Genomic DNA, 22,083 nt, shown 5'->3' on the forward strand with positions numbered 1-22,083 from the left:
TTGACCATTTTATCCAGAATAGAACAAAATTGATACTATTATTTAAGGCTTAAAAAAACATAAAAGTTTTCGTTTTTTATTACTTATTATAAGTATGAGAACAAATTCTCTTTTTTACAAACAATACACCTCCAAGATATTAATTTTTTTAAGATAAAAATAATATCATCTAAAATATTTTTGCCAAAAGCTTACTTTCTTGGATGAAAACTGTGAATTACCTGTGTTAAATATGTCCTGTCTAAATGAACATATATTTCGGTTGTAGTGATCGATTCATGTCCTAGCATTAATTGTATTGATCGCAAATCGGCACCATTCTCAAGCAAATGAGTAGCAAAAGAATGTCTTAAAGTATGTGGACTTATATTTTTATTTAAACCAATCTTAAAAGCCAAATCTTTGGTAATTGTAAAAATCATAGCTCTGGTTAGCTGACTTCCTCTTCGATTTAAAAACAAAGTATCTTCAAAACCTTTTTTAATGTTTAAATGCGACCGTACTAAATTAACATATAGCAAAATATATTTTTGAGTCGATTCTCCGATAGGAACAAAACGTTCTTTATTTCCTTTTCCAGTAATTTTAATAAATCCTTCTTCAAAAAATAAATCAGATATTTTTAATGCAACTAATTCTGAAACCCGAAGTCCACAGCCATATAAGGTTTCTAACATGGCACGATTTCTTTCTCCTTCATTAGAGCTTAAATCGATAGCAGCAATGAGTCTATCAATATCATCGACAGATAAAGTGTCTGGCAATTTTCTTCCTGTCTTAGGAGATTCTATAAGTTCTAAAGGGCTATTATTGCGATAATCTTCGAATATCAAATAATTAAAAAAACTTTTTAAACCCGAAATAATTCGAGCTTGAGAACGAGGGTTAACTTCTTTGGAAACTGAATAAATAAAATCCTGAACTGTTTCTTCATTAATTTGCACTGGAGAAACCTCAATTCCATTTTGAGTAAGAAAGAGACATAATCGCTCAATATCAAAAACATAGTTCTCGATTGTATTTTTAGATAAACCACGTTCTATCTTAAGATAGGATTGATATTCTTTTATATAACGAGTCCAATTCATAAAACAAAGGAAAGCATTTTTTAACCATAAAAAAACCTTCTACTATCGCAGAAGGTTTTAATGTATATTTAAAAAATAAAATTAGAATTTATATCCTAGAGACAAAGCCAAAACACTGTTTTTAGCACTATCATAATAATCATCTAAATCTTCATAATCTCCTCTATCAGCAACACCAGATAAACCAATAGTATAACGAATACCCACTGATAAATTTTCAGTAAAATTATATCCAGCTCCTAAATTAAAACCTATATCTGTAGATTTATAACCATCTTTAACATCTTCACCATCAGCTTTAGCTGATAATAAAAATCCAATTTGTGGACCAGCCTCAACTGAGAATTCTTTTGTTACATAATATTTAGCTAAAACTGGAATATTTAAATAATTCAATTTAACATCATAATCTCCAAATGGGCTATCAAATTTTGCCCCTTGTGCTGAGTACAAAAGCTCTGGTTGAATAAAAAATTTGTCCATAACTTTAATTTCTGCAAAACCTCCAACATGGAAACCAACTAAAGATTTAGTATCATAACCACCAGTGAAATTTGTGAGGTTAAGACCTCCTTTTACTCCAAATCTTGTTTCTTGAGCATTTGCAAATCCAAATGCTAAAATCGCAACCATAGATAAAATAATTTTTTTCATTTTTTATGTTTTGTTAAAATTTAGGAGACAAACCTAGAAAACAGCGCTTTAAATTCCAAAATTTCAGATTAAAAAAAAATATCTTATAAAACCAATCCTCATACCTTTCCAACTTCACAACACTGGCTTAGAGCTTATTATTACTGTTTTTCTCACTAAATTTAGTGAGAGCAAATTTCTTTTAAACCTAACAATAATTAACCGTAAAAAACCTATAAATTGTATTTATACTCAGCAAATAACAAAGTCATCTTAAAATCATGCATAAAAAAACAACCCTTAAATATTTCTACTTAAGGGTTGCTAAATTGTAAAAAGTCAAATTAAGAATATCTTAATAGAATTCTAAAGCAGTTATTAGAATTTATAAGCTACTGATAAAGAGAAAACACTGTTTTTAACTTTATAATTTTCACCTTCAACAGTTTCAGCAATATTAGATAAACCTAAATTATATCTAAGACCAGCAGAAAGATTTTCCGTGAAGTCATACCCAGCACCAAAATTCACTCCAAAATCAATTGATTTATAATCGTCTTTAACATTGATTTTCTCAGATGAACTTTCTCCATCCACAGTAACTTTAGTATCATCTTTTGCGCTTAATAAAAATCCAATTTGAGGACCTGCTTCTAAACTAAATTTTTCAGCAACATAATATTTTGCCATAACAGGAATATTCAAATAAGATAAGTTAAGAGTAGATTTACTAGTATAACCAAACTCAGAACCTTCAGATTTAGCTCCTTGCAGAGAGTATAAAACCTCAGGTTGAACTGAGAATTTCTCAGTTAATTTAATTTCTGCAAAACCACCAACTTGGAAACCAACTTTTGATGAAGCATCTTCAACATCTCCTGTTAAAGTAGAAAGGTTAATCCCTCCTTTTACACCAAATTTAACTTCTTGTGCATTTGCGAATCCAAATGCTAAAACAGCAACAATTGATAAAGTAATTTTTTTCATTTTTGTATTATGTTAAGGTTTAAGCGGCAAACGTAGAAAAGCACAAACGAAAATCCAATAAAATCACAAAAAAAACAAAAAATTAATAAAAACCCGAAATTCTATTTCTCAGCTTTATGTAACTGAAAAGAAGAATGTTATTACTGTTTTTCTCACTAAATTTAGTGATGGTAATTTTTTTTTAATCCTAATGAAAATTATTACTAAAAAACTTATAAATAAAAAAAAGCAGCAGTAAATAAATTTACTACTGCTTAAAATCTAAATGTTCATTTTGGTAATTTTAAATTAATTCTTTAAAACAAACCACAATTTTTTTACTGAACTCTTGTAGGTTCAATCGAAACAGAATATAAACCAGAACTATATTCTCTAGTTTGATAAGTGCCAAGACTTGGTTGAGCTATAATAATTTTATCAGCAAAATTGACAATGACATCACCTAACAAATCATTCCCTTGAGTAAAAGTTCTTTGAACAGTACTTGTTGTAGTCTGTTTTAAACTAGCTCCATATTTAAGTCCTAATTTAGTAATTGTACCAAAACCAGCATCTATACCAAAATTAGTTGCAAACTCAACAGTTCGAGTGTCAGTTAAAACAGTTGTTTCCGTTAGATCAACCTCTTCTATATCAATTTTAATCGTAGAAGCATATTGATCTAAATCCCAATTAAAAATTGGTATATTTAAATTTACAGTCTTTACACTGCTAATTTTACGATCATAGTGATAGCGATAATTCCAACTCACCCCTCTTACATAACTATAGTCAAATAAATCATCCACTGTTGCGGTAAAATATTTTATTATTTCGCTACCTACACCATTTTTACCATTTACTAATATCCTGATTTTAAATTCAAAATTTCCACCTGTCCAATGTGAAATTGGAGTGAGCGGTGCATCTTTATTCCCCATAACCCATACAGGTAGTCTTGGATCTCCAGTTTGATCTGAAATTGAATTAAAAGCAGCAGTTGGATCTCCTAACAATGTGAACGATTTCACAGTTTCTTGAAAATCATACTTAAAAGGTCCTTTAGTTGTAGTTGGACTTATGCCATAGTATATGTAATCCCTTTGCCAACCATCAGCGCTTTCATACATATTATAAGCATCTACAATTTTAGAATCTAACGTTCCTGGAGTTGTAGGACGTGATGTTTCCTCCTTGTTATTTTTAGAACTATCAAAACATTCATCCAAAAATTTAAATTCAACACTACTATCATTTCGTAAAACTCTAGTCGTTAATTTAGAATATTCTTTGTTTCTCGCTACAACAACTCTTTCATTTTCTTTTATTACAATAATAGGAAAACCTGGGGTATACCTTGCTCCAAAAATTTCTTCTGTACCATCTTGGTTTATAATTGGCACATCATTACTAGTAAAAAGCTGTATTGCTACTTTTGGAACTTCAGTTTCAGTATTCCATAATTTAGCAGAGAAAGTGTTTTCTGGTAATTCAGGAACAAAAATTGTAAGCGTCGGATTGTTTAACTCTATTAGATTCAACAAGTTTTCATCTCCAATATTTTTTAAAATACTTTCTCTAACGGTTACATTATTTTCAAGCTTCTCGTCTTTTATCATCTGATATAAAACATCATAATCATTGTCAAACATTTCTAAAGATTTATTTTTAATTAAATCTCTCAATGCTTTACTTTCATTTAAAGACATCATCAATGCCTTCCCAAATTGTCTTTTCAGAGTAGAATTTGAATCGTATAATTCATCTACATTTTTCTTTGAATTTTCAACAGAACTTACTTCTGCTGCATCTCCTTGACTATCGCAGCTAGTCAAAAACGCAAAACTCATAATCGCTAATACACTTAGCTTTTTTAAATTGTTCTTCATTATAAAAAATTTTAAGGTAAACAAATGTTAAAAATTAACACTATTATTCAATCAAATATATACTTATGAATTAGATAAAAAGAACAAAAAGAGATTCAAAAATTAAAAAACTATTCTTACAAAAAAATAAAAAAATATTCAAAATTCTAATTCTTAAAACATTACAACTGAATCCCTCACTAAATTTAGTGATGCTAAATTTGCTTTAAGGTCCTTAAAAATTATTACTAAAAAACTTATAAATAAAAAATAGCCTCTCATAAATTGATTATGAGAGGCTATTAAAAACGTAATTAAAATAGTTTAGAATTTATATCCTACTGATAAAGAAAATACGCTATTTTTAAATTTAGCATTATCTCCATCTCCGAAATCAGTAATATTAGATAAACCCAAGTTATATCTAACACCAGCAGAAATATTTTCGGTAAAATCATATCCAGCACCAAAGTTTACTCCAAAATCAATTGATTTAAATTGATCTTTAACATCTACCTTTTCAGACTCATCTTCTCCAAATCCAGTAGATGAATACTCAGATTTAGCACTTACTAAAAATCCGATTTGAGGTCCTGCTTCTAAACTAAGTTTTTCAATAACATAATACTTAGCCATTACTGGTACATTTAAATATCCAAATTTTAATTTATTTTCTTCAGAATATCCAAACCCAGATACTTTATTCTTCGCTCCCTGAGTTGAATATAAAAGTTCAGGTTGAACAAAGAATTTATCTGATAATTTTATCTCTGCGAAACCTCCAACCTGGAAACCAACTTTTGAAGAAGCGTTGTCAATATCTCCTGTCAAAGTAGAAAGATTGATTCCTCCTTTTGCACCAAATTTAACTTCTTGTGCATTTGAAAATCCAAATGCTAAAACTGCAATAATCGATAAAGTGATCTTTTTCATGATTTATTATGTTTTATAATATTAATACTACAAATATATAATAATATTAACTTAAAATACTATTAATTAAAAAATGGGATGTAAATTCTATAAAACAATCTTTTATAAGTATAATTGAGTACCAGCCAATAGCAAGTATTTTTGCCCTTGAACATTCAAATTTGCTAGTAATTATTTAATGTAGAAAATTGGAATCTTTCTAATATTTAAACAATATTTGCAAATTATAAGAGTTTTAACTTACAGAAAAATCAATCAAACTTTTAAAAAGAATTTTATGAAAAGAATAATTTTAGTAGCTGTACTGTTCATAGCAACATCAGCAACAATGCAAGCACAATTATTACGTTTTGGTGTAAAGGCAGGGGTTAACTTTGCAAGTCAAACTGGAGACGCATTTCCAGAACAAAATTTTGACAAAGAAGGTATTACCAGCTATCATGCAGGTGTAGTAGCGGAAATTAAATTACTAGAAAAATTCTCTATTCAACCTGAGCTTTTATACTCTACTCAAGGAGCAAGTTATAAATCCGCAGGTCAAGAATTTAAAAATGAATTAGGATATTTATCAATTCCTGTAATGGCTAAGTTTTATTTAACTAAATCATTTAGTTTAGAATTGGGACCTCAAGCATCTTTCTTATTAAGTGAGAAAAATGATTTTGATGTTAAAGATGGTAAAACTTTTGACTTCGGTCTTAATGCAGGATTAGGTTTTAAACTTACCGAAAACTTTTTTATCCAAGGTCGTTACGGTATAGGATTGACTGAAGCTTCGAAAGATGCTGATGTTAAAAACTCTGTTTTCCAACTTTCAGCTGGATTCATGTTCTAAGAAATAATATCACATACTTTTACGAAAACCGTTCTATTTATTGGAACGGTTTTTTTATTTTTACACCGCTACTAATGAAATGTTTTGGGTGAAATGTAAAATGGATTCAAAAACAAATCAGAATTGCTTAAAATTATAATACATGAAAATTATCATTATAAACGGACCAAATTTGAATCTTTTAGGAAAAAGGGAACCCGAAGTTTACGGATCTCAAACTTTTGAAGATTACTTTGAAACATTACAAACATCTTTCCCATCTATTGAACTAAGCTATTATCAAAGTAATATCGAAGGCGAATTAATTGGAAAAATACAAGAATTTGGTTTTAACTATGATGGCATTATTCTAAATGCGGGTGCTTATACACATACCTCAATAGGTATTGGCGATGCTATAAAAGCTGTTACGACTCCTGTTATCGAAGTACATATTTCTAATACTTATGCACGCGAAAGTTTCCGCCACCAATCGTATATTTCTGGAAATGCCAAAGGCGTTATTCTAGGTTTTGGTCTAAAAAGTTACGAACTTGCCATACGCTCTTTTTTATAGTTAAAGTGCTATAAATCATTTAACATAGTTTTAATAGGTTCATTTCTAACTTCTTTTATTTTTGAAATAAGAAATGTACCTATATGAAAAACTTTATTTTATTTGCCTTTTTATTACTTTCATTTTCAAATTACGCACAGATTAAAGGAACAATTTCGGATGAAAAAGGAAACCCTTTACCATTTGTTTCTATCTTCGAAGAGAATACTTATAACAGCACTACATCCAACGAACAAGGAAAATACCAGCTCAATGTAAAAGAGATTGGCAAGAACAAAATCATATTTCAATATTTAGGGTTTAAAGCTCAAAAACTAACTGTTCCCTCTTCTGCATCACTATACACACTGGATGTAAAACTACTGGAAGAAAACTTCACTCTTAACGAAGTAATAATTAATCCTAAGGATAATCCCGCCAATGACATTATAAGAAGTGCAATTGCCAATAAAAAAGACAATTCGGAAAAGACAGGTCGATATACTGCTGATTTTTATTCTAAAGGAATGTTCAAAATCAAAGATTTACCTAAAAAGATAATGGGTCTTAAAGTAGATATTGGTGATGAAATGGCCTCTAATCTCGACTCTACAGGAACAGGTGTTTTGTATCTATCTGAAACTATTTCTAAAATTACATTTGAGAAACCTGATAATCTTAAGGAGAAAATAATCGCATCTAAAATTTCAGGTAACAATAAAGGGTATAGCTATAATACGGCAAGTTTATCTACTTATGATTTTTATAATAACACATTAAAGTTTGGTGTAAGAATGATTTCTCCTATTGCCGACAATGCCTTTAATTACTACAAATACAAACTAGAAGGAACTTTCTTTGATGAGAACAACCAGCAAATAAACAAAATAAAGGTTATCCCTAAACGTGATAAAGAACCAGTTTTTGAAGGATATATCTATATTATCGATGATAGTTTTGCCATTTATGCCATTGACCTCGATATAAAAGGATATCGAATCAAGAATGAGCTAACGCAAATAATGAATCTTAAACAAAGCTTTAGTTATAATCCTAAAAATAAATTGTGGGCAAAAAATGCTCAAAGTTTGTCTTTTACTGCTGGAGCATTTGGGGTTCAATTTACAGGAAAGTTTAATTATGTATATACCAATTATGAATTTCCAGATTCTTTTGAAAAGAAAACTTTCACTAATGAAATCGTAAGTTTTGAAACTAATGCTAATAAAAAAGATGATTCTTATTGGAATTCTATCCGCCCAATTCCTTTAACTATCGAAGAAAGCACAGATTATATCAAGAAAGATAGTTTACAAACTATTCGAACATCGAGAAAATACACCGATTCTATTGATACCAAGAATAACAAGTTTAATTTCTTTGACATTTTACTTGGTCATGAACACAAAAATACTTTCGAGAAATATTCGTTTAAGTATAACGGACTATTCGATTTAAGCGCTCTCAGTTTTAATACTGTTCAGGGTTTTAATATTGGAACTGGTTTTTCTTATAAAAATTGGAATGAGGAAAAAGGCAAAGAAACCTCAATAAGTACTGCAATAAATTATGGGTTCTCGGATGAGCGTTTGCGTATTACTGGTGAGTTTAAGCATACTTTTAATCATCAAAATTATGCTACAATCTTTGCTTCTGGAGGCACAAAAATAAGCCAGTTTAATAATAGTGAACCTATAAGTAATTTTATTAACTCGGTAAGTTCTTTATTTTTTAAGGATAACTATATGAAAGTTTACAATCTGGAATTTGCTCAACTAGCCTATACTCAAAATGTAGCCAACGGCATTACTATAGGTGCAAAAGTTGCGTATGAGCAACGTAAACCTCTTTTTAATACTACCGATTACTCTTTCTTTAATAAGGATGATTTTTACTCTTCTAACAATCCGCTTGCGCCAAATGACTTTGTGAATTCTCCTTTTGAGAAACATCATTTGGTAAAAGCTAATTTGAACACTAGAATTAGTTTTGGTAACAAATATATTTCCAGACCAGACGGAAAATATAATATTAAGAATGAGAAATACCCAACCTTATCTTTAGGTTATGAAAAAGCTTTAGCAGCTAGCGAGAAAAAGTATGAATTTGATCTTATAAGTGCAGCTGTACGATATGATTTAACTTTAGGAAATAAAGGGCTTTTGGGAATAAACATAAAAGCTGGTAAATTCTTTAATGCCGAGAACATCGCTTTTATGGATTACAAACATTTTAACGGAAACCAAACTCATATAGGTCAAGCCGATAGATATCTGAATGTATTTAATCTGTTACCTTATTATACCAATAGCACAAACGACAGTTATTTTGAGGTTCATATGGAGCATAATGACAATGGATACATTATGAACAAGATTCCTTTATTGAATAAATTAAAATCAACTTTAAATATAGGATTCCATTCGCTTGAAATTCCAAATACTAAACCCTATTCTGAATTTACAGTTGGATTAGACAATCTTGGTTTCGGAAAATTCAGAATGTTTCGTATAGATTATGTTCACTCTTACCAAAACGGAATACAACAAAACGGAGTCGTTTTTGGATTGAAGTTTCTAAATATTCTGGAGTAGTTTAGTGATGATTTCACGCAGATTCCTTCCAATCTTGTCACTTCGACAAAGGAGAAATCACATTAGTAAGTAGAAATTTGAGGATGAATCTTTGTCAAAGTAAAAAAACTTTGACAAAGTTACCTTAGTCCCTCAGAACCTTTGTTCCTTTGAACCTTTAAAAAACCTTTGAACCTTACAAAAACCTTTGAACCTTACAAAAAAAAATCCGTTTACTCTATATAAAAGAATAAACGGATTTCGTTTTTTGTCTTCGTTATTATCTTTGGCAAAGTGAAAAACTTTGACAAAGTTACCTTAGTCCCTCAGAACCTTTGTTCCTTTGAACCTTTAAAAAACCTTTGAACCTTAAAAATCAGTGATAATCATCTGGCTCAATATGAATTAAAACATTCCCTAATTGGGGTATTTTTTCTTTTAGTGTATCTTGTAATTTATGTGAAAGTTCATGACCTTCTTTTACCGAAATTTTAGCCGATACGATGGCGTGAAGATCTACATGGTACTTCATTCCTGCTTTACGAATAAAACATTTCTCGGTTCCCAGAATACCTACTACGGTTAAAGATTTTATTCTGATTTCTTCGACTAAATCATCATTCAAATTTTCGTCCATTATTTCGCCAAGCGCTGGTCTGAAAATTTTATAACTGTTGTATAAAATAAAGAAAGCTGCAAAAAGTGCTGCCCAATCATCTGCAGATTCGTAACCTTTCCCCATGATTAGCGCAATCGAAATTCCGATAAAAGCGGCTACAGATGTAATTGCATCACTACGATGGTGCCAGGCATCTGCTGCTAATGATGAACTATTGGTTTGTTTGCTACGTTTCATTACCAATCGAAAAGAATATTCTTTCCAAACAATAATTGCTCCTAATACATACAAGGTCCAGGATTTTGGCAAATCATGCGAGGTTTGGATATTTGCAATACTTTCGTAACCAATAATTGTTGCTGAAGTAATTAAAAATCCAACGACCAAAAATGTGATTAAAGGTTCTGCACGACCATGTCCGTAAGGATGATTTTCATCTGCTGGTTTGTTAGAATATTTAATTCCGAATAGTACCAAACAGGACGAAAATATATCGGTAGTAGATTCAATCGCATCTGCAATTAAGGCATAAGAATTGCCAAAAAAACCTGCCAAGCCTTTTATAACGGCTAAGCAGGTGTTTCCAACTATACTAAAGTATGTAGCTTTTATAGCTTTTTGTTCATTCGTCATTTGAGGATTTTATCTACGCTCTCACGATTTTTGCTCCAATTGCTCTTAAACGCTCGTCGATACGTTCGTATCCACGGTCGATTTGTTCTATATTTTGTATTGTACTTGTTCCTTTTGCTGATAGAGCTGCAATTAATAATGAAATTCCAGCACGAATATCTGGAGATGACATTGTTGTTGCTTTTAATTGTGACTCGAAGTTATGTCCCATAACAACGGCTCTATGCGGATCACATAACATAATTTTTGCTCCCATGTCGATTAGTTTATCTACGAAAAACAAACGGCTTTCGAACATTTTTTGGTGAATTAAAACATCTCCTTTTGCTTGTGTTGCCACAACCAAAACGATACTTAATAAATCTGGTGTAAATCCTGGCCATGGCGCATCGGCAATGGTTAAGATTGATCCATCGATATCAGTTTTAACTTCATATCCATTTACGTGAGCAGGGATATAAATATCATCACCACGTTTTTCTATTGTGATTCCTAATTTTCTGAATGTATTAGGGATAAGCCCTAGGTTTTCCCAACTTACATTCTTAATTGTGATTTCGCTTTTTGTCATTGCTGCCAATCCTATCCAAGATCCGATTTCGATCATATCTGGAAGAATTCTGTGCTCGCAACCTCCTAATTTTTCTACTCCTTCGATTGTTAGTAAGTTTGAACCTACTCCTGAGATTTTTGCTCCCATAGAGTTCAACATCTTACATAATTGTTGTAAGTAAGGCTCGCAAGCTGCGTTGTAAACTGTTGTTTGTCCTTTGGCTAAAACTGCTGCCATTACAATATTTGCAGTTCCTGTTACTGATGCTTCGTCAAGCAACATATCAGTTCCGATTAATCCTTCTGGAGCTTCAACACCATAAAAGTGATCTTCTCTGTTGTATCTAAATTTTGCTCCTAGATTAATGAATCCCTCAAAGTGAGTATCTAATCTACGACGACCTATTTTATCTCCTCCTGGTTTAGGAATATATCCTTTTCCGAAACGTGCCAAAAGCGGCCCAACAATCATGATTGAACCACGAAGTGCTCCACCTTCTTTCTTGAAAGCTTCAGTTTCCAGGTAGTTTACATTTACCTCATCGGCTTGAAATGTAATTGAACCTGGTTCGTTTTTTTGAATTTTTACGCCTAAATTTCCTAAAAGCGTAATTAATTTATTGATATCAATAATATCAGGAATGTTATTAATCTTTACTTTTTCTGAGGTTAAAAGTACCGCGCATAAAATTTGTAACGCTTCATTTTTTGCTCCTTGTGGAGTGATTTCTCCTTTTAAAGGAATTCCACCTTCGATTTTAAAAATTCCCATATTCTTCTTTTAAGATTCTTCTTTTTTAAGTTTCTAAGGCTCTGAGGTTCTAAGTTTTCTCTTTTCAAAAAATCTTAGCAACTTAGTCACTTAGATGCTTAGCAACTTTTTTTACTTCTGATTATTCTTTTATAGTTTCTAAGGCTCTGAGATTCTAAGGTTCTGAGCTAAAAAACCTTAGCTACTTAGTCACTTAGTGTCTTAGCAACTTTTTTTTACTTCTGATTATTGTTTTTTTGAAACGGCTTTGATTTCCCTGGTCCTTTTATATTCTTATTGTTCTGAATTTTAGGCTGTCCAGCTGGTGTGATTTTATTAGATATACGCTTATTAGTACGTAATAAATCTGTTGTGTTTAGGAGTTCTTCTGTGCTTTGTAGAAGATTTATTTTACCATCTGACAGTTCGTACAAATGTTCAAAAATAACATCATCTTTTACGGTATCCTTGTTCCAGCTCAGGTAAGATTTTTTCATGTGATTGGCAATTACCAATACTAATGCATTTTTCATCTCTCCATCTTCCCATTTGTTGGCAACATCTATCATGTATTTGATGTTGTTACCATAATACCTGTATTTTGGGTAATTTTGAGGGTATTTTAATACATCTGGTTTTAGCTGTAATACTTCGCGAGAAGGGATTGGGTAAGGAGATTCAACATCTAATTTAAAATCAGACATGATAAAAAGCTGATCCCAAAGTTTGTGTTGAAAATCGGGTACATCACGCAAATGCGGATTCAAGCTTCCCATTACCTGAATAATATATTTGGCTGCTTTGTTACGTTGTTCAACGTCTTCAATAGCAGTAGCCTGATCTATCAATTTTTGCAAATGACGACCATACTCTGGAATGATTAAATGTTGTCTTTCAGAATTGTATTCTAAATTAAAAACAACATCATTCGCATTTTCTTTTTTATATTTTTCGATCATATTTATAGTGAAACTATACCTTCAATTGTAGAAACTTCTTGGTATTTACTGATTACTTCATCTGAGCTTTTCATAGTAACATCTACCGAAACACTGGTAAACTTACCCGTTTTGGATTTTGTAGTTTTAATTACTGCTCCCATACTATCAAAAGCTTTCTCTACGCGCTCAACATTATCTGCTACTGAAGGCACAATAAATTTATACAAATATTCTGCTGGCCAAGTGTTACTGTTGTCTAACTCAACCTTTAATCTTTCGTAAAATTCGGCGGTGGTTTTTTCTTTATCTTCGTCCATTCTTTCATTAAAATAGACGCAAATATACGGTTTTGATTTGAGATTTTATATTTAGCATTTATGATTTTTTTATAATGCGAAACATTAACCCTAATTAACCTTATTTTACTCTTTTACAAGACCAAACACACTTCTTAAAATTTGTTAAAACTCGGGATTTTAGCCTATCCTGTTTTATTATTTTATCTTTGGGTAATTGAACACGCATTATAATAAAAATACCACCACAATGAGAATGCCTTTTTTACATTTATTACTTTTTATCTTTTTTACTTCATTTTCTATTACCGCACAAGAAATCAAAACGTTAACTTATTTCGAGAATGATTCCATTAAACTAGATCTTGATTTATACTTGCCCCTAAAAAAATCAGACAAGAAAATACCGCTTGTAATTTTTGCTCACGGTGGCGGCTTTTCGGGTGGTGATCGTTTTGGTGAAAAAAATTTCGCCATGAGTCTTGCTCAAAACGGAATCGCAGTTGCTAGTATTTCGTACACTTTATATATGAAGAACAAAGATTTTGGATGCAACTCAACTTTACCTGAAAAAATTAAAACCATTCAAATTGGTGTTAGCGATATGTGGCAAGCAACTTCTTTTATGATTAAAAATAAAAGCTCTTATAATATCGATGCTTCGAAGATTTTTATCGCTGGAATTAGCGCTGGTGCCGAAATTGCATTTCATGCTACTTTTTGGGATTACTCTATAATGAATTTATATTCGAATAACTTGCCAAGTGATTTTAAATATGCAGGACTTATCGGCGGATCTGGCGCAATTATGAATGTAGATTTTATTAATGCTAAAAATGCGATTCCGATGTTACTTTCTCACGGAAGTGAAGATTCCACCGTTCCTTACGCAACTGGCTCGCATCGTTCCTGCCCAAATGATTCTATGGGATTCATGACTCTTTCGGGTTCACATTCGGTTTACAATAAAATGACTTCTCTTAAAAAAAATATCGAACTTATTACCTCTTGCGGTGGCGGACATGAATTTTGCGGTTATCTATTTGGCAAAGAACCTGATTATGTTCTTGGATTTATAAACAATGTAATCGCAAAAAGGAAATTTGAATCGCATATTATTATTCCGAATACGAAGAAATCGGAAGGTTTATCTGAATATTCTTTTTGCAATTAAAAAAAAGCATTACGCTTAAAGCTTTATGCCTTATGCTTTTTACCAAATTAATCCTAGTACAAAAAATTATAACCTCAATAGCCCTGATGGAAGTGCAAATCCTTTTTCTTTTTTTCTTTAAAAAAGGAAAAGATTGAAGCGAACAGCAGGAACTTTACCTACAAAAAAATCCTAAATCATTCGCTTCAAGAAAATAATCTTGTATAATACCAATAAGTTTAGGTAAATTTGCACTTTATTTTTAGAAAGTGCAGAAAGAAATTATTGTTATTATTGGTGGCCCGGGTACGGGAAAGTCTACTATTATTGATGGTTTGGTAGCCGATGGATATTGCTGTTATCCCGAAATTTCGAGACAAGTAACGCTGGAGGCCCAAAAAGAAGGAATCGAACAATTGTTTCTTGAAAAGCCCTTGTTGTTTAGTGAAAAGCTACTCGAAGGACGGATTAAACAATTCGAGAACGCACAACAAGAACCTTCGGAAGTTGTGTTTATTGACCGCGGAATTCCTGATGTTGTTGCCTATATGGATTATATAGGTGATGATTATCCGGAACATTTTAAAGCTGCGTGCGAGGACTGCAAATATTCTAAAATTTTTCTGCTTCCACCCTGGGAAGAAATTTACATGAGTGACGGTGAACGTTACGAAAATTTTGAACAAGCCAAAACTATTTACAGCCATCTGGTAGAAACGTATAAAAAATACGGTTACGAACTTATTGAGGTTCCTAAAGATACTGTATCTAACCGAATTCTTTATATCTTAGATAAAATTTAGTCGGAGTTTTTAAGGTTGGTAAAACTAGAAACTGTTTTCTAAATTGTTAACTTTAATCCTGACAAATGCAAGAAGCATTATCGATTCTTCAAAAATACTGGAAACATGATAGTTTCCGACCTTTGCAAAACGAAATCATTGATTCGGTTTTAAATGGTCAGGATACTTTTGCCTTATTGCCTACTGGTGGTGGAAAATCTATTTGTTTTCAGGTTCCGTCGATGATGAGAGAAGGAATCTGTTTGGTAGTTTCGCCTTTGGTAGCATTGATGAAGGATCAGGTTGCTAATTTGCAAAAAAGAAACATAAAGGCAATTGCTCTTACTGGCGGAATCGCTACTGAAGAAATTATTAATCTTCTTGACAATTGCCAATTTGGGAATTATAAATTTTTATACCTGTCACCTGAACGATTACAATCGGACTGGATTCTTGACCGCATAAAAAACTTACCTATAAATTTCATTGCCATAGATGAGGCTCATTGTGTTTCGCAATGGGGGCACGATTTCCGTCCTGCATATTTAAAGATTTCGGAATTAAAGAAACATTTTCCTAAGATTCCGTTTCTTGCTCTGACTGCAACAGCGACTCCAAGGGTTATTGAAGACATCAAAACTGAATTAGGATTAAAAGACCCAAAACTTTTCCAGCAATCTTTTGCCAGAGAAAATATCGCCTACATGGTTTTTGAGGTCGAAGATAAATTATACAGAACGGAGCAGATTCTTAAAAAAAATCCGCAACCATCTATTATATATGTACGTAATAGAAAATCCTGTTTGAGTATTTCGGCTCAATTACAATCTTTAGGTTTTAAAGCTACCTATTATCATGGTGGTCTTACTACTAAAGAAAAAGACAAGAACATGCAATTATGGATGAGCGAAGAAGCTCAGGTTATTGTTGCCACAAATGCTTTTGGGATGGGGATTGATAAACCCAATGTAAAAACTGTAATTCACACCCAATTACCCGAAAACATCGAAAACTATTATCAGGAATCTGGACGTGCGGGACGTAATGGCGAAAAATCTTTTTCGGTTTTACTCACTAGCGCCTCAGACACTGCTAATGCCGAAAATCAGTTTATTCAAAATTTAGCCGATAAAAGCTTCCTTAAAAAGATGTACGTTAAGCTTTGTAATTATTTTCAGATTGCCTATGGCGAAGGAATTAATGAAGAGTTTACTTTTAATCTGAATCGTTTTTGCCATAAATACGACTTCCCTACTTTAAAAACATACAACGCTTTACAGTTTTTAGACCGTCAAGGAATTATTACTTTATCTCAAAGTTTTTCGGAAAAAATCACAATGCAATTTCTTATCGAATCGAGAGAGGTAATACGTTATACGAGTTTAAACTCTAATGACGAGGAAATTATTCTGGCAATTTTGCGTACTTACCCTGGCATTTACGAAATGAAAACTCCGTTTAACCTGCAATTGATTGCTAAAAAATCGAATAGCTCTGAAGCTGAAGTTCATACCGTTTTAGAAAAATTAAAAGAAAAAGAAATCATTGAATATAATAGCAAAAACAATGATGCCTCTATATTATTTAATGAAGTACGAGAAGATGACCTTACTATTAATAGGGTCTCAAAATATCTTGAAAAACAGAACAACCTAAAGAAAGACCAATTACAATCAGTCCTAGACTATGTAAACGAGAAAAAAACTTGCAAAAGCAAATTGATTCTGGATTATTTTGGAGAAAAAACAACTACCGATTGTGGCATTTGTTCTTATTGTATTACCAAGAAAACAAAAAAGTCTAACAAATCTATTACGCAAACTATCCTTGATTTATTAAAAACCGAAGATTTGAGCTCTAGAGATATCCAAACACGCACTAACAATAGTGCCGATGATGTTGTTCATACTTTACAAGAATTACTTGAGGACAATCGCATCATAATAAAACCGAATAATAAATATACATTAAAATCATAATGGAAAAATTAAGAATCATATTTATGGGAACTCCTGAATTTGCAGTAGGAATTCTAGATACCATAATAAAAAACAATTATAATGTTGTAGGTGTTATTACCGCAGCAGACAAACCAGCAGGACGTGGTCAGAAAATAAAATATTCGGCTGTAAAAGAATATGCGTTAGCAAATAACCTTCCTTTATTACAACCTACCAATTTAAAAGACGAAGATTTTTTATCGGAGTTAAAATCTTTAAATGCTAATTTGCAAATTGTTGTTGCTTTTAGAATGTTACCTAAAGTTGTTTGGGAGATGCCTTCGTTAGGAACATTTAATCTTCATGCTTCACTCCTTCCTAATTATCGCGGTGCCGCTCCTATAAACTGGGCTATAATAAATGGTGAAACCAAAACTGGTGTTACTACCTTTTTTATAGATGATAAAATTGATACCGGAGCAATGATTCTTAGTTCTGAAACAGAAATAGAACCAACAGAAAATGCAGGTCAACTTCATGATTGCTTAATGCAGTTAGGAAGCGAAACAGTTATTGAGACTTTGCAAGCTATTGAATCAGGTAACGTAACCACTATAATTCAAGAAGACAATGCCGAAATTAAAACGGCATACAAACTAAATAAAGAAAACTGCAAAATAGACTGGACAAAACCAGCAGCTGTAATTAATGATTTAATAAGAGGTTTAAGTCCTTATCCTGCAGCCTGGACTTTCCTTAAAGATAAAGAAGAAGAATTAAGTGTAAAAATCTATGAAGCTAAACCTATTTTGGAAGCACATAATCTAGAAATAGGCACTTTAATTAGCACCAAAAAAGAGATTAAAATTGCAGTTACTGATGGCTATATTCAATTATTAAGCCTACAATTGCCCGGAAAAAAACGAATGGCGGTTGCAGAATTACTAAATGGGATTACTTTTTCTGACAACACAAAGGTCTACTAACATCAACAAAATAAGGCTACTCACTAAATTTAGTGATGCTTTTGGGTTGCTTTATGAACAAAAAAAGCAAGTTATTAACAATTCAAACTAAAATTAAACAAAACACTTGCAAGGAACGTATTTCCTACTAAATTTGTGTATTGACAATTTTTTTTAACCAACAATTAATAACTAATTATTATGAACAAATCAGAATTAATCGATGCTATTGCTGCTGATGCAGGAATTACAAAAGCTGCGGCAAAATTAGCTTTAGAATCATTTTTAGGAAACGTAGGTGCTACTTTGAAAAAAGGTGGGAGAGTATCATTGGTAGGTTTTGGATCTTGGTCAGTATCAGCAAGAGCTGCGAGAGATGGTAGAAACCCTCAAACTGGAAAAACTATTCAAATCGCTGCTAAAAATGTTGTGAAATTCAAAGCAGGTGCTGAATTAGAAGGTGCAGTTAACTAAGAACAAGTTACATACGCTTTTAATATAATTAAAACCTTCCATATGGAAGGTTTTTTTTTGCCGTTTAACGATTTTATTTACGATTTTAAAAATTTTATTCTTAAATTTAATAAAAATTGTAACGATATGATTTCAGAAAAATTAAAAAAAGGACACCTGCTTATTGCCGAGCCTTCTATAATTGGAGACTTATCATTTAACAGGTCAGTGATTCTATTAGCAGATCACAATGAACAAGGTTCAATAGGTTTCATCATAAATAAGCCACTTAAATACACTATTAATGACTTAATTCCCGAAATCCAAGCCACGTTCAAGATTTATAATGGAGGTCCAGTTGAGCAGGATAATCTCTACTTTATCCATAATATACCCGATTTAATTCCGAATAGTGTCGAAATTTCAAATGGTATATATTGGGGAGGAGATTTTGAGTCTACAAAAGACTTAATTAATAGTGGAGCAATCAATAAGAACAATATACGTTTCTTTTTGGGCTACACTGGTTGGGATGAAAACCAACTCGAAACAGAAATGCAGGGTAACTCCTGGATTATAGCCGATAATAATTATAAAAATAAAATTATCGGAAAATCACCAACCCATTTCTGGAAAGAACAAATTATCGAACTGGGAGGCGATTATCTTATTTGGTCTAATGCACCAGAGAATCCGTATCTCAATTAATTAAGCAATACTTTCATTAAGTTTTTGCGTAAGGATACCAGATATCTTAGTCGTAAAATCTTTCTTTCTGTATTTGGTTATTGGTTGAATCCCTTTTATAACATTAGTAAGAAACAATTCGTCGGCTTTTTGAAGATCAAACGGCGATATTGGTTCTTCTACAACTTCTATGTCTGTTAGTTTTTTGGCAAGGGCTAAAATTTGTTTACGCATCACACCATTCAAGCATCCTTCAGAAACTGGTGGTGTAATTAATTTATTACCCAACAACATAAACAAATTTCCTTGTAATGCTTCGATTGCATTCTTACTATCATTTAACAAAATACAATTATCCAGTCCGTTTTCATTTGCAAAAATACTTCCTGTGATATTTATTATTTTATTTGTCGTTTTAATTGATGACAATAATTGCTTGGTAACATAAAAATCCTTGTACAAATCAACTTCATATGGATTCTCATTTACTTCGTATGCTTTATTATCCAAAGCTGTCGCATGGATTAAAAAGGATACTGTATTGTTTTGAGGTAAATAATATCCGCCGTCATTACGATATACCGTAATTCTTGCTCTAGCCGAATCGGCAATAGAATTATGATTAAGCAATGAAAGGATTTGCTCCTCTAGATATTCCATTGTAAAGTTCATAGGAATCTCCATTCGAACTACACGCATTGAAGCCATTAACCTAAAATAGTGATCCTCAAGAAAGAGGATTTTATTATTTACTATTTTAAGTGTTTCAAAAACACCATCTCCATACAAAAAAGCGCGATTTTGAATCAATAAATTATCGTCCTGCGCTACTATGTTTCCGTTAAAATTAATCATAAAAAAACCCTGAATTTTTGTTCAGGGCAAATATAAGTTATAAAATAGACTTTTACTAAACTGATCCGATAAGATGTTTTAGATCTGATATTTGATTTTCCCATAATTGTTTCGCTTCTCCAAGCTCATCTTTTTCGGCAAAATCGACTACCATAAGCGAAACATCTTTCGTTATTTCGTCTACGAGAATATGCAGTTCAAAGAAATACTCTGTGTCTTTGCTGCTTTCGTCAACCCATTTAAACTTAACTTTTTCGCCCGTTTTTTTGGATGCTAAACGTGCTTTTTCCTGAGAATCATTCCAGATGAATGTAAAAAACTCTCCACGTGAATTTACATTATCAGCAAACCATTCAGACAATCCTGATGGTGTAGATATATACTGATACAACAACTGCGGAGATGAATTTATAGGAAACTCGATTTCGTAACGTACTTTTAGATCCATGTGCCAGATTTAATTTTTTGGAAATATAAGAATATATCTCTGAAAAAAAGAGTTTTTTAAAAATATTTTTTTTTCTTTCATTTCTGCTTGCTAACTCTAAATTTATTTCTATATTTGCACCCGCAATGAGGAACATACTCTTACTGCAAATATGGCGAGATAGCTCAGTTGGTTAGAGCGCAGGATTCATAACCCTGAGGTCCCGAGTTCAAATCTCGGTCTCGCTACAAAGCTAAAAGGCTAAAAAATATAGATTTTATGCGGTTTTAAAGAAATTTAAAACCGCTTTTTTTATGTCAAAAATTCAACACCTCTTAACTAAAGAATACGCTAACGCATACGATTTGACTTATAAGAAACTATATTCTTCTCCAAGTATTTACGATGCTAAAGGCGACTTATCAAAGCGCTGGTACGTCTATTATTCCTTTCGAAATCCTGAAACTGAAAAATTAGAACGACAAACACCCATTTATTCAGGAGTAAATCAATTCAAAACTGTTAAAGAACGTCGAGAAGCAATAAAAATTCTCGCTAAAGCAATCGAAACCATTCTCGAAAATGGTTACAATCCTTATGACGATTCTATTTCTGTTGATGAATCAAAAAAATATAGCATTCCTGATGCTGTTACTTTTGCACTCGAACTAAAGAAAAACTCATTAAAAGAAAATAGTTACCGTGATTTCAGAGTTAGAATAAAATCATTTGAAAAGTGGCTTCTATCAAATGGCTATGAAAACAGATATATTACAAGTGTAAATAAAAAAGCTGCAATTGGTTTCTTAAATGATGTTTTAGCGGCAACAAGTCCAAAAAACAGAAACAACACAAGGGCAAATTTATCTATGTTCTTTCAAACTCTCGAGGACAATGATATAATTACAGATAATTTTATAAAAAAAATTAATGTTTTAAAATCTACTCCAGAGAGAAATAAAACATTTAGCACCGAACAAGAGAAAGACATATTAGAATACCTACTAAAGAATGATACTCTTTTACTTTTATTCATTCAATTTGTTTCACTTAATCACTTACGCCCAATTGAAGTTGTTAGATTAAGAATCAAGGACATTAACATAAAGGATAGACTTATTTATGTACGAGCCAAAAACAAGCCCGTAAAAACTAAAATCATTCCTGAAATTTTACTGAATGAATTACCAGAATTAGATAAGTATGATGGAGAAAGTTTTTTATTTACTCCAAAAGGAATAGGTTTTGACTGGACAACCAACGAAACAGACAAACGTGGTTATTTTGGTGATAAATTTAAAAAAGTAAAAGACAGTTTAAAACTAGGCAAAGATTATGGGCTTTATAGCTTCAGACATACTTTTATAACCAAATTATATAAAGAACTAGTTAAAAACAGCACACCTAATGAAGCAAAAAGTAAATTAATGCTGATTACTGGACATACAACAATGAGTGCACTAGAAAAATATTTGCGTGATATTGATGCTGTACTTCCTGATGATTATTCAAAACATATAAAATAGGACTCTTTTAGAGAATCACAACCATAATTAAAATGGGGAAAAATGAAAAAAGCCTCCAAATGGAGGCTTTTT

The 22,083-nt window shown here is 31.8% G+C and carries 21 protein-coding genes and 1 tRNA gene; 11 read left to right on the top strand and 11 right to left on the bottom strand.

Annotated features, from left to right (window positions below; all coding sequences use genetic code 11):
- Positions 1-191 precede the first annotated feature (191 nt).
- From xerD to OA93_RS06165, 5 genes are all read right to left on the bottom strand, one after another.
- Positions 192-1,088 carry a site-specific tyrosine recombinase XerD gene (gene xerD, locus OA93_RS06145; RefSeq protein ID WP_039112265.1) on the bottom strand — a complete coding sequence of 299 codons (897 nt, stop codon included), beginning with the start codon at positions 1,086-1,088 and terminating at the stop codon, positions 192-194.
- A gap of 81 nt (positions 1,089-1,169) precedes the next feature.
- Positions 1,170-1,742: a porin family protein gene (locus OA93_RS06150; RefSeq protein ID WP_039112266.1), complete on the bottom strand. Its 573-nt coding sequence runs from the start codon at positions 1,740-1,742 to the stop codon at positions 1,170-1,172.
- Positions 1,743-2,099: 357 nt separating this feature from the next.
- Positions 2,100-2,708: a porin family protein gene (locus tag OA93_RS06155; protein WP_039112267.1), complete on the bottom strand. Its 609-nt coding sequence runs from the start codon at positions 2,706-2,708 to the stop codon at positions 2,100-2,102.
- 317 nt (positions 2,709-3,025) lie between these two features.
- Positions 3,026-4,576 carry a hypothetical protein gene (locus OA93_RS06160; RefSeq protein WP_052259394.1) on the bottom strand — a complete coding sequence of 517 codons (1,551 nt, stop codon included), beginning with the start codon at positions 4,574-4,576 and terminating at the stop codon, positions 3,026-3,028.
- Positions 4,577-4,879: 303 nt separating this feature from the next.
- Positions 4,880-5,488: a porin family protein gene (locus OA93_RS06165; RefSeq protein WP_039112268.1), complete on the bottom strand. Its 609-nt coding sequence runs from the start codon at positions 5,486-5,488 to the stop codon at positions 4,880-4,882.
- Between the two features lie 277 nt (positions 5,489-5,765).
- Here OA93_RS06165 and OA93_RS06170 point away from each other — a divergent pair, with 277 nt between their 5' ends.
- The 3 genes from OA93_RS06170 to OA93_RS06180 all read left to right on the top strand — a co-directional run bounded on the left by OA93_RS06170 (position 5,766) and on the right by OA93_RS06180 (position 9,452).
- Complete coding sequence (locus tag OA93_RS06170) at positions 5,766-6,323, top strand: porin family protein (protein ID WP_039112269.1); 558 nt, start codon at positions 5,766-5,768, stop codon at positions 6,321-6,323.
- Positions 6,324-6,465: 142 nt separating this feature from the next.
- Positions 6,466-6,879 carry a type II 3-dehydroquinate dehydratase gene (gene aroQ / locus OA93_RS06175; RefSeq protein WP_039112270.1) on the top strand — a complete coding sequence of 138 codons (414 nt, stop codon included), beginning with the start codon at positions 6,466-6,468 and terminating at the stop codon, positions 6,877-6,879.
- A gap of 83 nt (positions 6,880-6,962) precedes the next feature.
- Entirely contained in the window at positions 6,963-9,452 is a 2,490-nt protein-coding gene (locus OA93_RS06180; RefSeq protein WP_039112271.1) for a DUF5686 and carboxypeptidase regulatory-like domain-containing protein, read from the top strand.
- A gap of 355 nt (positions 9,453-9,807) precedes the next feature.
- Here OA93_RS06180 and OA93_RS06185 read toward each other — a convergent pair whose 3' ends face one another.
- The 4 genes from OA93_RS06185 to OA93_RS06200 form a co-directional block, all read right to left on the bottom strand.
- Positions 9,808-10,683, bottom strand: coding sequence for a cation diffusion facilitator family transporter (locus OA93_RS06185; protein ID WP_039112272.1), 876 nt, complete (start codon positions 10,681-10,683; stop codon positions 9,808-9,810).
- A gap of 13 nt (positions 10,684-10,696) precedes the next feature.
- On the bottom strand, positions 10,697-12,007 hold the full coding sequence (gene murA / locus OA93_RS06190; RefSeq protein WP_039112273.1) for a UDP-N-acetylglucosamine 1-carboxyvinyltransferase: 1,311 nt from the start codon (positions 12,005-12,007) through the stop codon (positions 10,697-10,699).
- A 215-nt stretch (positions 12,008-12,222) separates the two neighbouring features.
- A complete protein-coding gene (locus OA93_RS06195) occupies positions 12,223-12,945 on the bottom strand; it encodes a DUF4290 domain-containing protein (protein ID WP_039112274.1) in 723 nt (240 codons plus the stop codon).
- 2 nt (positions 12,946-12,947) lie between these two features.
- The gene (locus tag OA93_RS06200; protein WP_039112275.1) at positions 12,948-13,244 is read right to left on the bottom strand and encodes a DUF493 family protein; all 297 of its coding nucleotides are present in this window, start codon (positions 13,242-13,244) and stop codon (positions 12,948-12,950) included.
- Between the two features lie 229 nt (positions 13,245-13,473).
- Between OA93_RS06200 and OA93_RS06205 the strand changes: the two genes are divergently transcribed.
- The 6 genes from OA93_RS06205 (at position 13,474) to OA93_RS06230 (ending at position 19,224) form a co-directional block, all read left to right on the top strand.
- Positions 13,474-14,397, top strand: coding sequence for an alpha/beta hydrolase fold domain-containing protein (locus OA93_RS06205; protein WP_039112276.1), 924 nt, complete (start codon positions 13,474-13,476; stop codon positions 14,395-14,397).
- A gap of 248 nt (positions 14,398-14,645) precedes the next feature.
- The gene (locus OA93_RS06210) at positions 14,646-15,179 is read left to right on the top strand and encodes an ATP-binding protein (RefSeq protein WP_039112277.1); all 534 of its coding nucleotides are present in this window, start codon (positions 14,646-14,648) and stop codon (positions 15,177-15,179) included.
- A 65-nt stretch (positions 15,180-15,244) separates the two neighbouring features.
- A complete protein-coding gene (locus OA93_RS06215) occupies positions 15,245-17,137 on the top strand; it encodes an ATP-dependent DNA helicase RecQ (RefSeq protein WP_039112278.1) in 1,893 nt (630 codons plus the stop codon).
- Positions 17,137-18,084, top strand: coding sequence for a methionyl-tRNA formyltransferase (fmt, locus tag OA93_RS06220; RefSeq protein ID WP_039112279.1), 948 nt, complete (start codon positions 17,137-17,139; stop codon positions 18,082-18,084). Before OA93_RS06215 ends, fmt begins: the two co-directional genes overlap by 1 nt.
- 180 nt (positions 18,085-18,264) lie before the next feature.
- Complete coding sequence (locus OA93_RS06225) at positions 18,265-18,537, top strand: HU family DNA-binding protein (protein WP_017498096.1); 273 nt, start codon at positions 18,265-18,267, stop codon at positions 18,535-18,537.
- Between the two features lie 126 nt (positions 18,538-18,663).
- Positions 18,664-19,224 (top strand): YqgE/AlgH family protein, encoded by a 561-nt coding sequence (locus OA93_RS06230; protein WP_039112398.1) that lies wholly within the window; start codon positions 18,664-18,666, stop codon positions 19,222-19,224.
- Here the strand turns inward: OA93_RS06230 and OA93_RS06235 are convergent, their stop codons facing one another.
- Entirely contained in the window at positions 19,225-20,058 is an 834-nt protein-coding gene (locus OA93_RS06235) for an aminotransferase class IV (protein WP_039112280.1), read from the bottom strand.
- A 55-nt stretch (positions 20,059-20,113) separates the two neighbouring features.
- Positions 20,114-20,506 carry an START-like domain-containing protein gene (locus tag OA93_RS06240; protein WP_035620801.1) on the bottom strand — a complete coding sequence of 131 codons (393 nt, stop codon included), beginning with the start codon at positions 20,504-20,506 and terminating at the stop codon, positions 20,114-20,116.
- A gap of 153 nt (positions 20,507-20,659) precedes the next feature.
- On the opposite strand from OA93_RS06240, the gene OA93_RS06245 reads away from it, so the two are divergent.
- Both OA93_RS06245 and OA93_RS06250 read left to right on the top strand, forming a co-directional pair.
- Positions 20,660-20,733: transfer RNA gene (locus OA93_RS06245), tRNA-Met, on the top strand.
- Between the two features lie 66 nt (positions 20,734-20,799).
- Positions 20,800-22,011: a tyrosine-type recombinase/integrase gene (locus OA93_RS06250; protein ID WP_039112281.1), complete on the top strand. Its 1,212-nt coding sequence runs from the start codon at positions 20,800-20,802 to the stop codon at positions 22,009-22,011.
- The last annotated feature ends 72 nt before the right edge of the window (positions 22,012-22,083 follow it).

Source organism: Flavobacterium sp. KMS, from assembly GCF_000813005.1.
GTDB lineage: Bacteria > Bacteroidota > Bacteroidia > Flavobacteriales > Flavobacteriaceae > Flavobacterium.

What these genes read in the sequence shown, in the direction of transcription:
- OA93_RS06195 (WP_039112274.1), bottom strand. Translation starts at nt 12,945, where the DNA reads ATGATCGAAAAATATAAAAAAGAAAATGCGAATGATGTTGTTTTTAAT.
- OA93_RS06165 (WP_039112268.1), bottom strand. Translation starts at nt 5,488, where the DNA reads ATGAAAAAGATCACTTTATCGATTATTGCAGTTTTAGCATTTGGATTT.
- OA93_RS06235 (WP_039112280.1), bottom strand. Translation starts at nt 20,058, where the DNA reads ATGATTAATTTTAACGGAAACATAGTAGCGCAGGACGATAATTTATTG.
- OA93_RS06160 (WP_052259394.1), bottom strand. Translation starts at nt 4,576, where the DNA reads ATGAAGAACAATTTAAAAAAGCTAAGTGTATTAGCGATTATGAGTTTT.
- OA93_RS06250 (WP_039112281.1), top strand. Translation starts at nt 20,800, where the DNA reads ATGTCAAAAATTCAACACCTCTTAACTAAAGAATACGCTAACGCATAC.
- OA93_RS06200 (WP_039112275.1), bottom strand. Translation starts at nt 13,244, where the DNA reads ATGGACGAAGATAAAGAAAAAACCACCGCCGAATTTTACGAAAGATTA.
- OA93_RS06150 (WP_039112266.1), bottom strand. Translation starts at nt 1,742, where the DNA reads ATGAAAAAAATTATTTTATCTATGGTTGCGATTTTAGCATTTGGATTT.
- OA93_RS06205 (WP_039112276.1), top strand. Translation starts at nt 13,474, where the DNA reads ATGAGAATGCCTTTTTTACATTTATTACTTTTTATCTTTTTTACTTCA.
- fmt (WP_039112279.1), top strand. Translation starts at nt 17,137, where the DNA reads ATGGAAAAATTAAGAATCATATTTATGGGAACTCCTGAATTTGCAGTA.
- OA93_RS06180 (WP_039112271.1), top strand. Translation starts at nt 6,963, where the DNA reads ATGAAAAACTTTATTTTATTTGCCTTTTTATTACTTTCATTTTCAAAT.
- OA93_RS06155 (WP_039112267.1), bottom strand. Translation starts at nt 2,708, where the DNA reads ATGAAAAAAATTACTTTATCAATTGTTGCTGTTTTAGCATTTGGATTC.
- xerD (WP_039112265.1), bottom strand. Translation starts at nt 1,088, where the DNA reads ATGAATTGGACTCGTTATATAAAAGAATATCAATCCTATCTTAAGATA.
- OA93_RS06225 (WP_017498096.1), top strand. Translation starts at nt 18,265, where the DNA reads ATGAACAAATCAGAATTAATCGATGCTATTGCTGCTGATGCAGGAATT.
- OA93_RS06215 (WP_039112278.1), top strand. Translation starts at nt 15,245, where the DNA reads ATGCAAGAAGCATTATCGATTCTTCAAAAATACTGGAAACATGATAGT.
- aroQ (WP_039112270.1), top strand. Translation starts at nt 6,466, where the DNA reads ATGAAAATTATCATTATAAACGGACCAAATTTGAATCTTTTAGGAAAA.
- OA93_RS06240 (WP_035620801.1), bottom strand. Translation starts at nt 20,506, where the DNA reads ATGGATCTAAAAGTACGTTACGAAATCGAGTTTCCTATAAATTCATCT.
- OA93_RS06170 (WP_039112269.1), top strand. Translation starts at nt 5,766, where the DNA reads ATGAAAAGAATAATTTTAGTAGCTGTACTGTTCATAGCAACATCAGCA.
- OA93_RS06185 (WP_039112272.1), bottom strand. Translation starts at nt 10,683, where the DNA reads ATGACGAATGAACAAAAAGCTATAAAAGCTACATACTTTAGTATAGTT.
- murA (WP_039112273.1), bottom strand. Translation starts at nt 12,007, where the DNA reads ATGGGAATTTTTAAAATCGAAGGTGGAATTCCTTTAAAAGGAGAAATC.
- OA93_RS06230 (WP_039112398.1), top strand. Translation starts at nt 18,664, where the DNA reads ATGATTTCAGAAAAATTAAAAAAAGGACACCTGCTTATTGCCGAGCCT.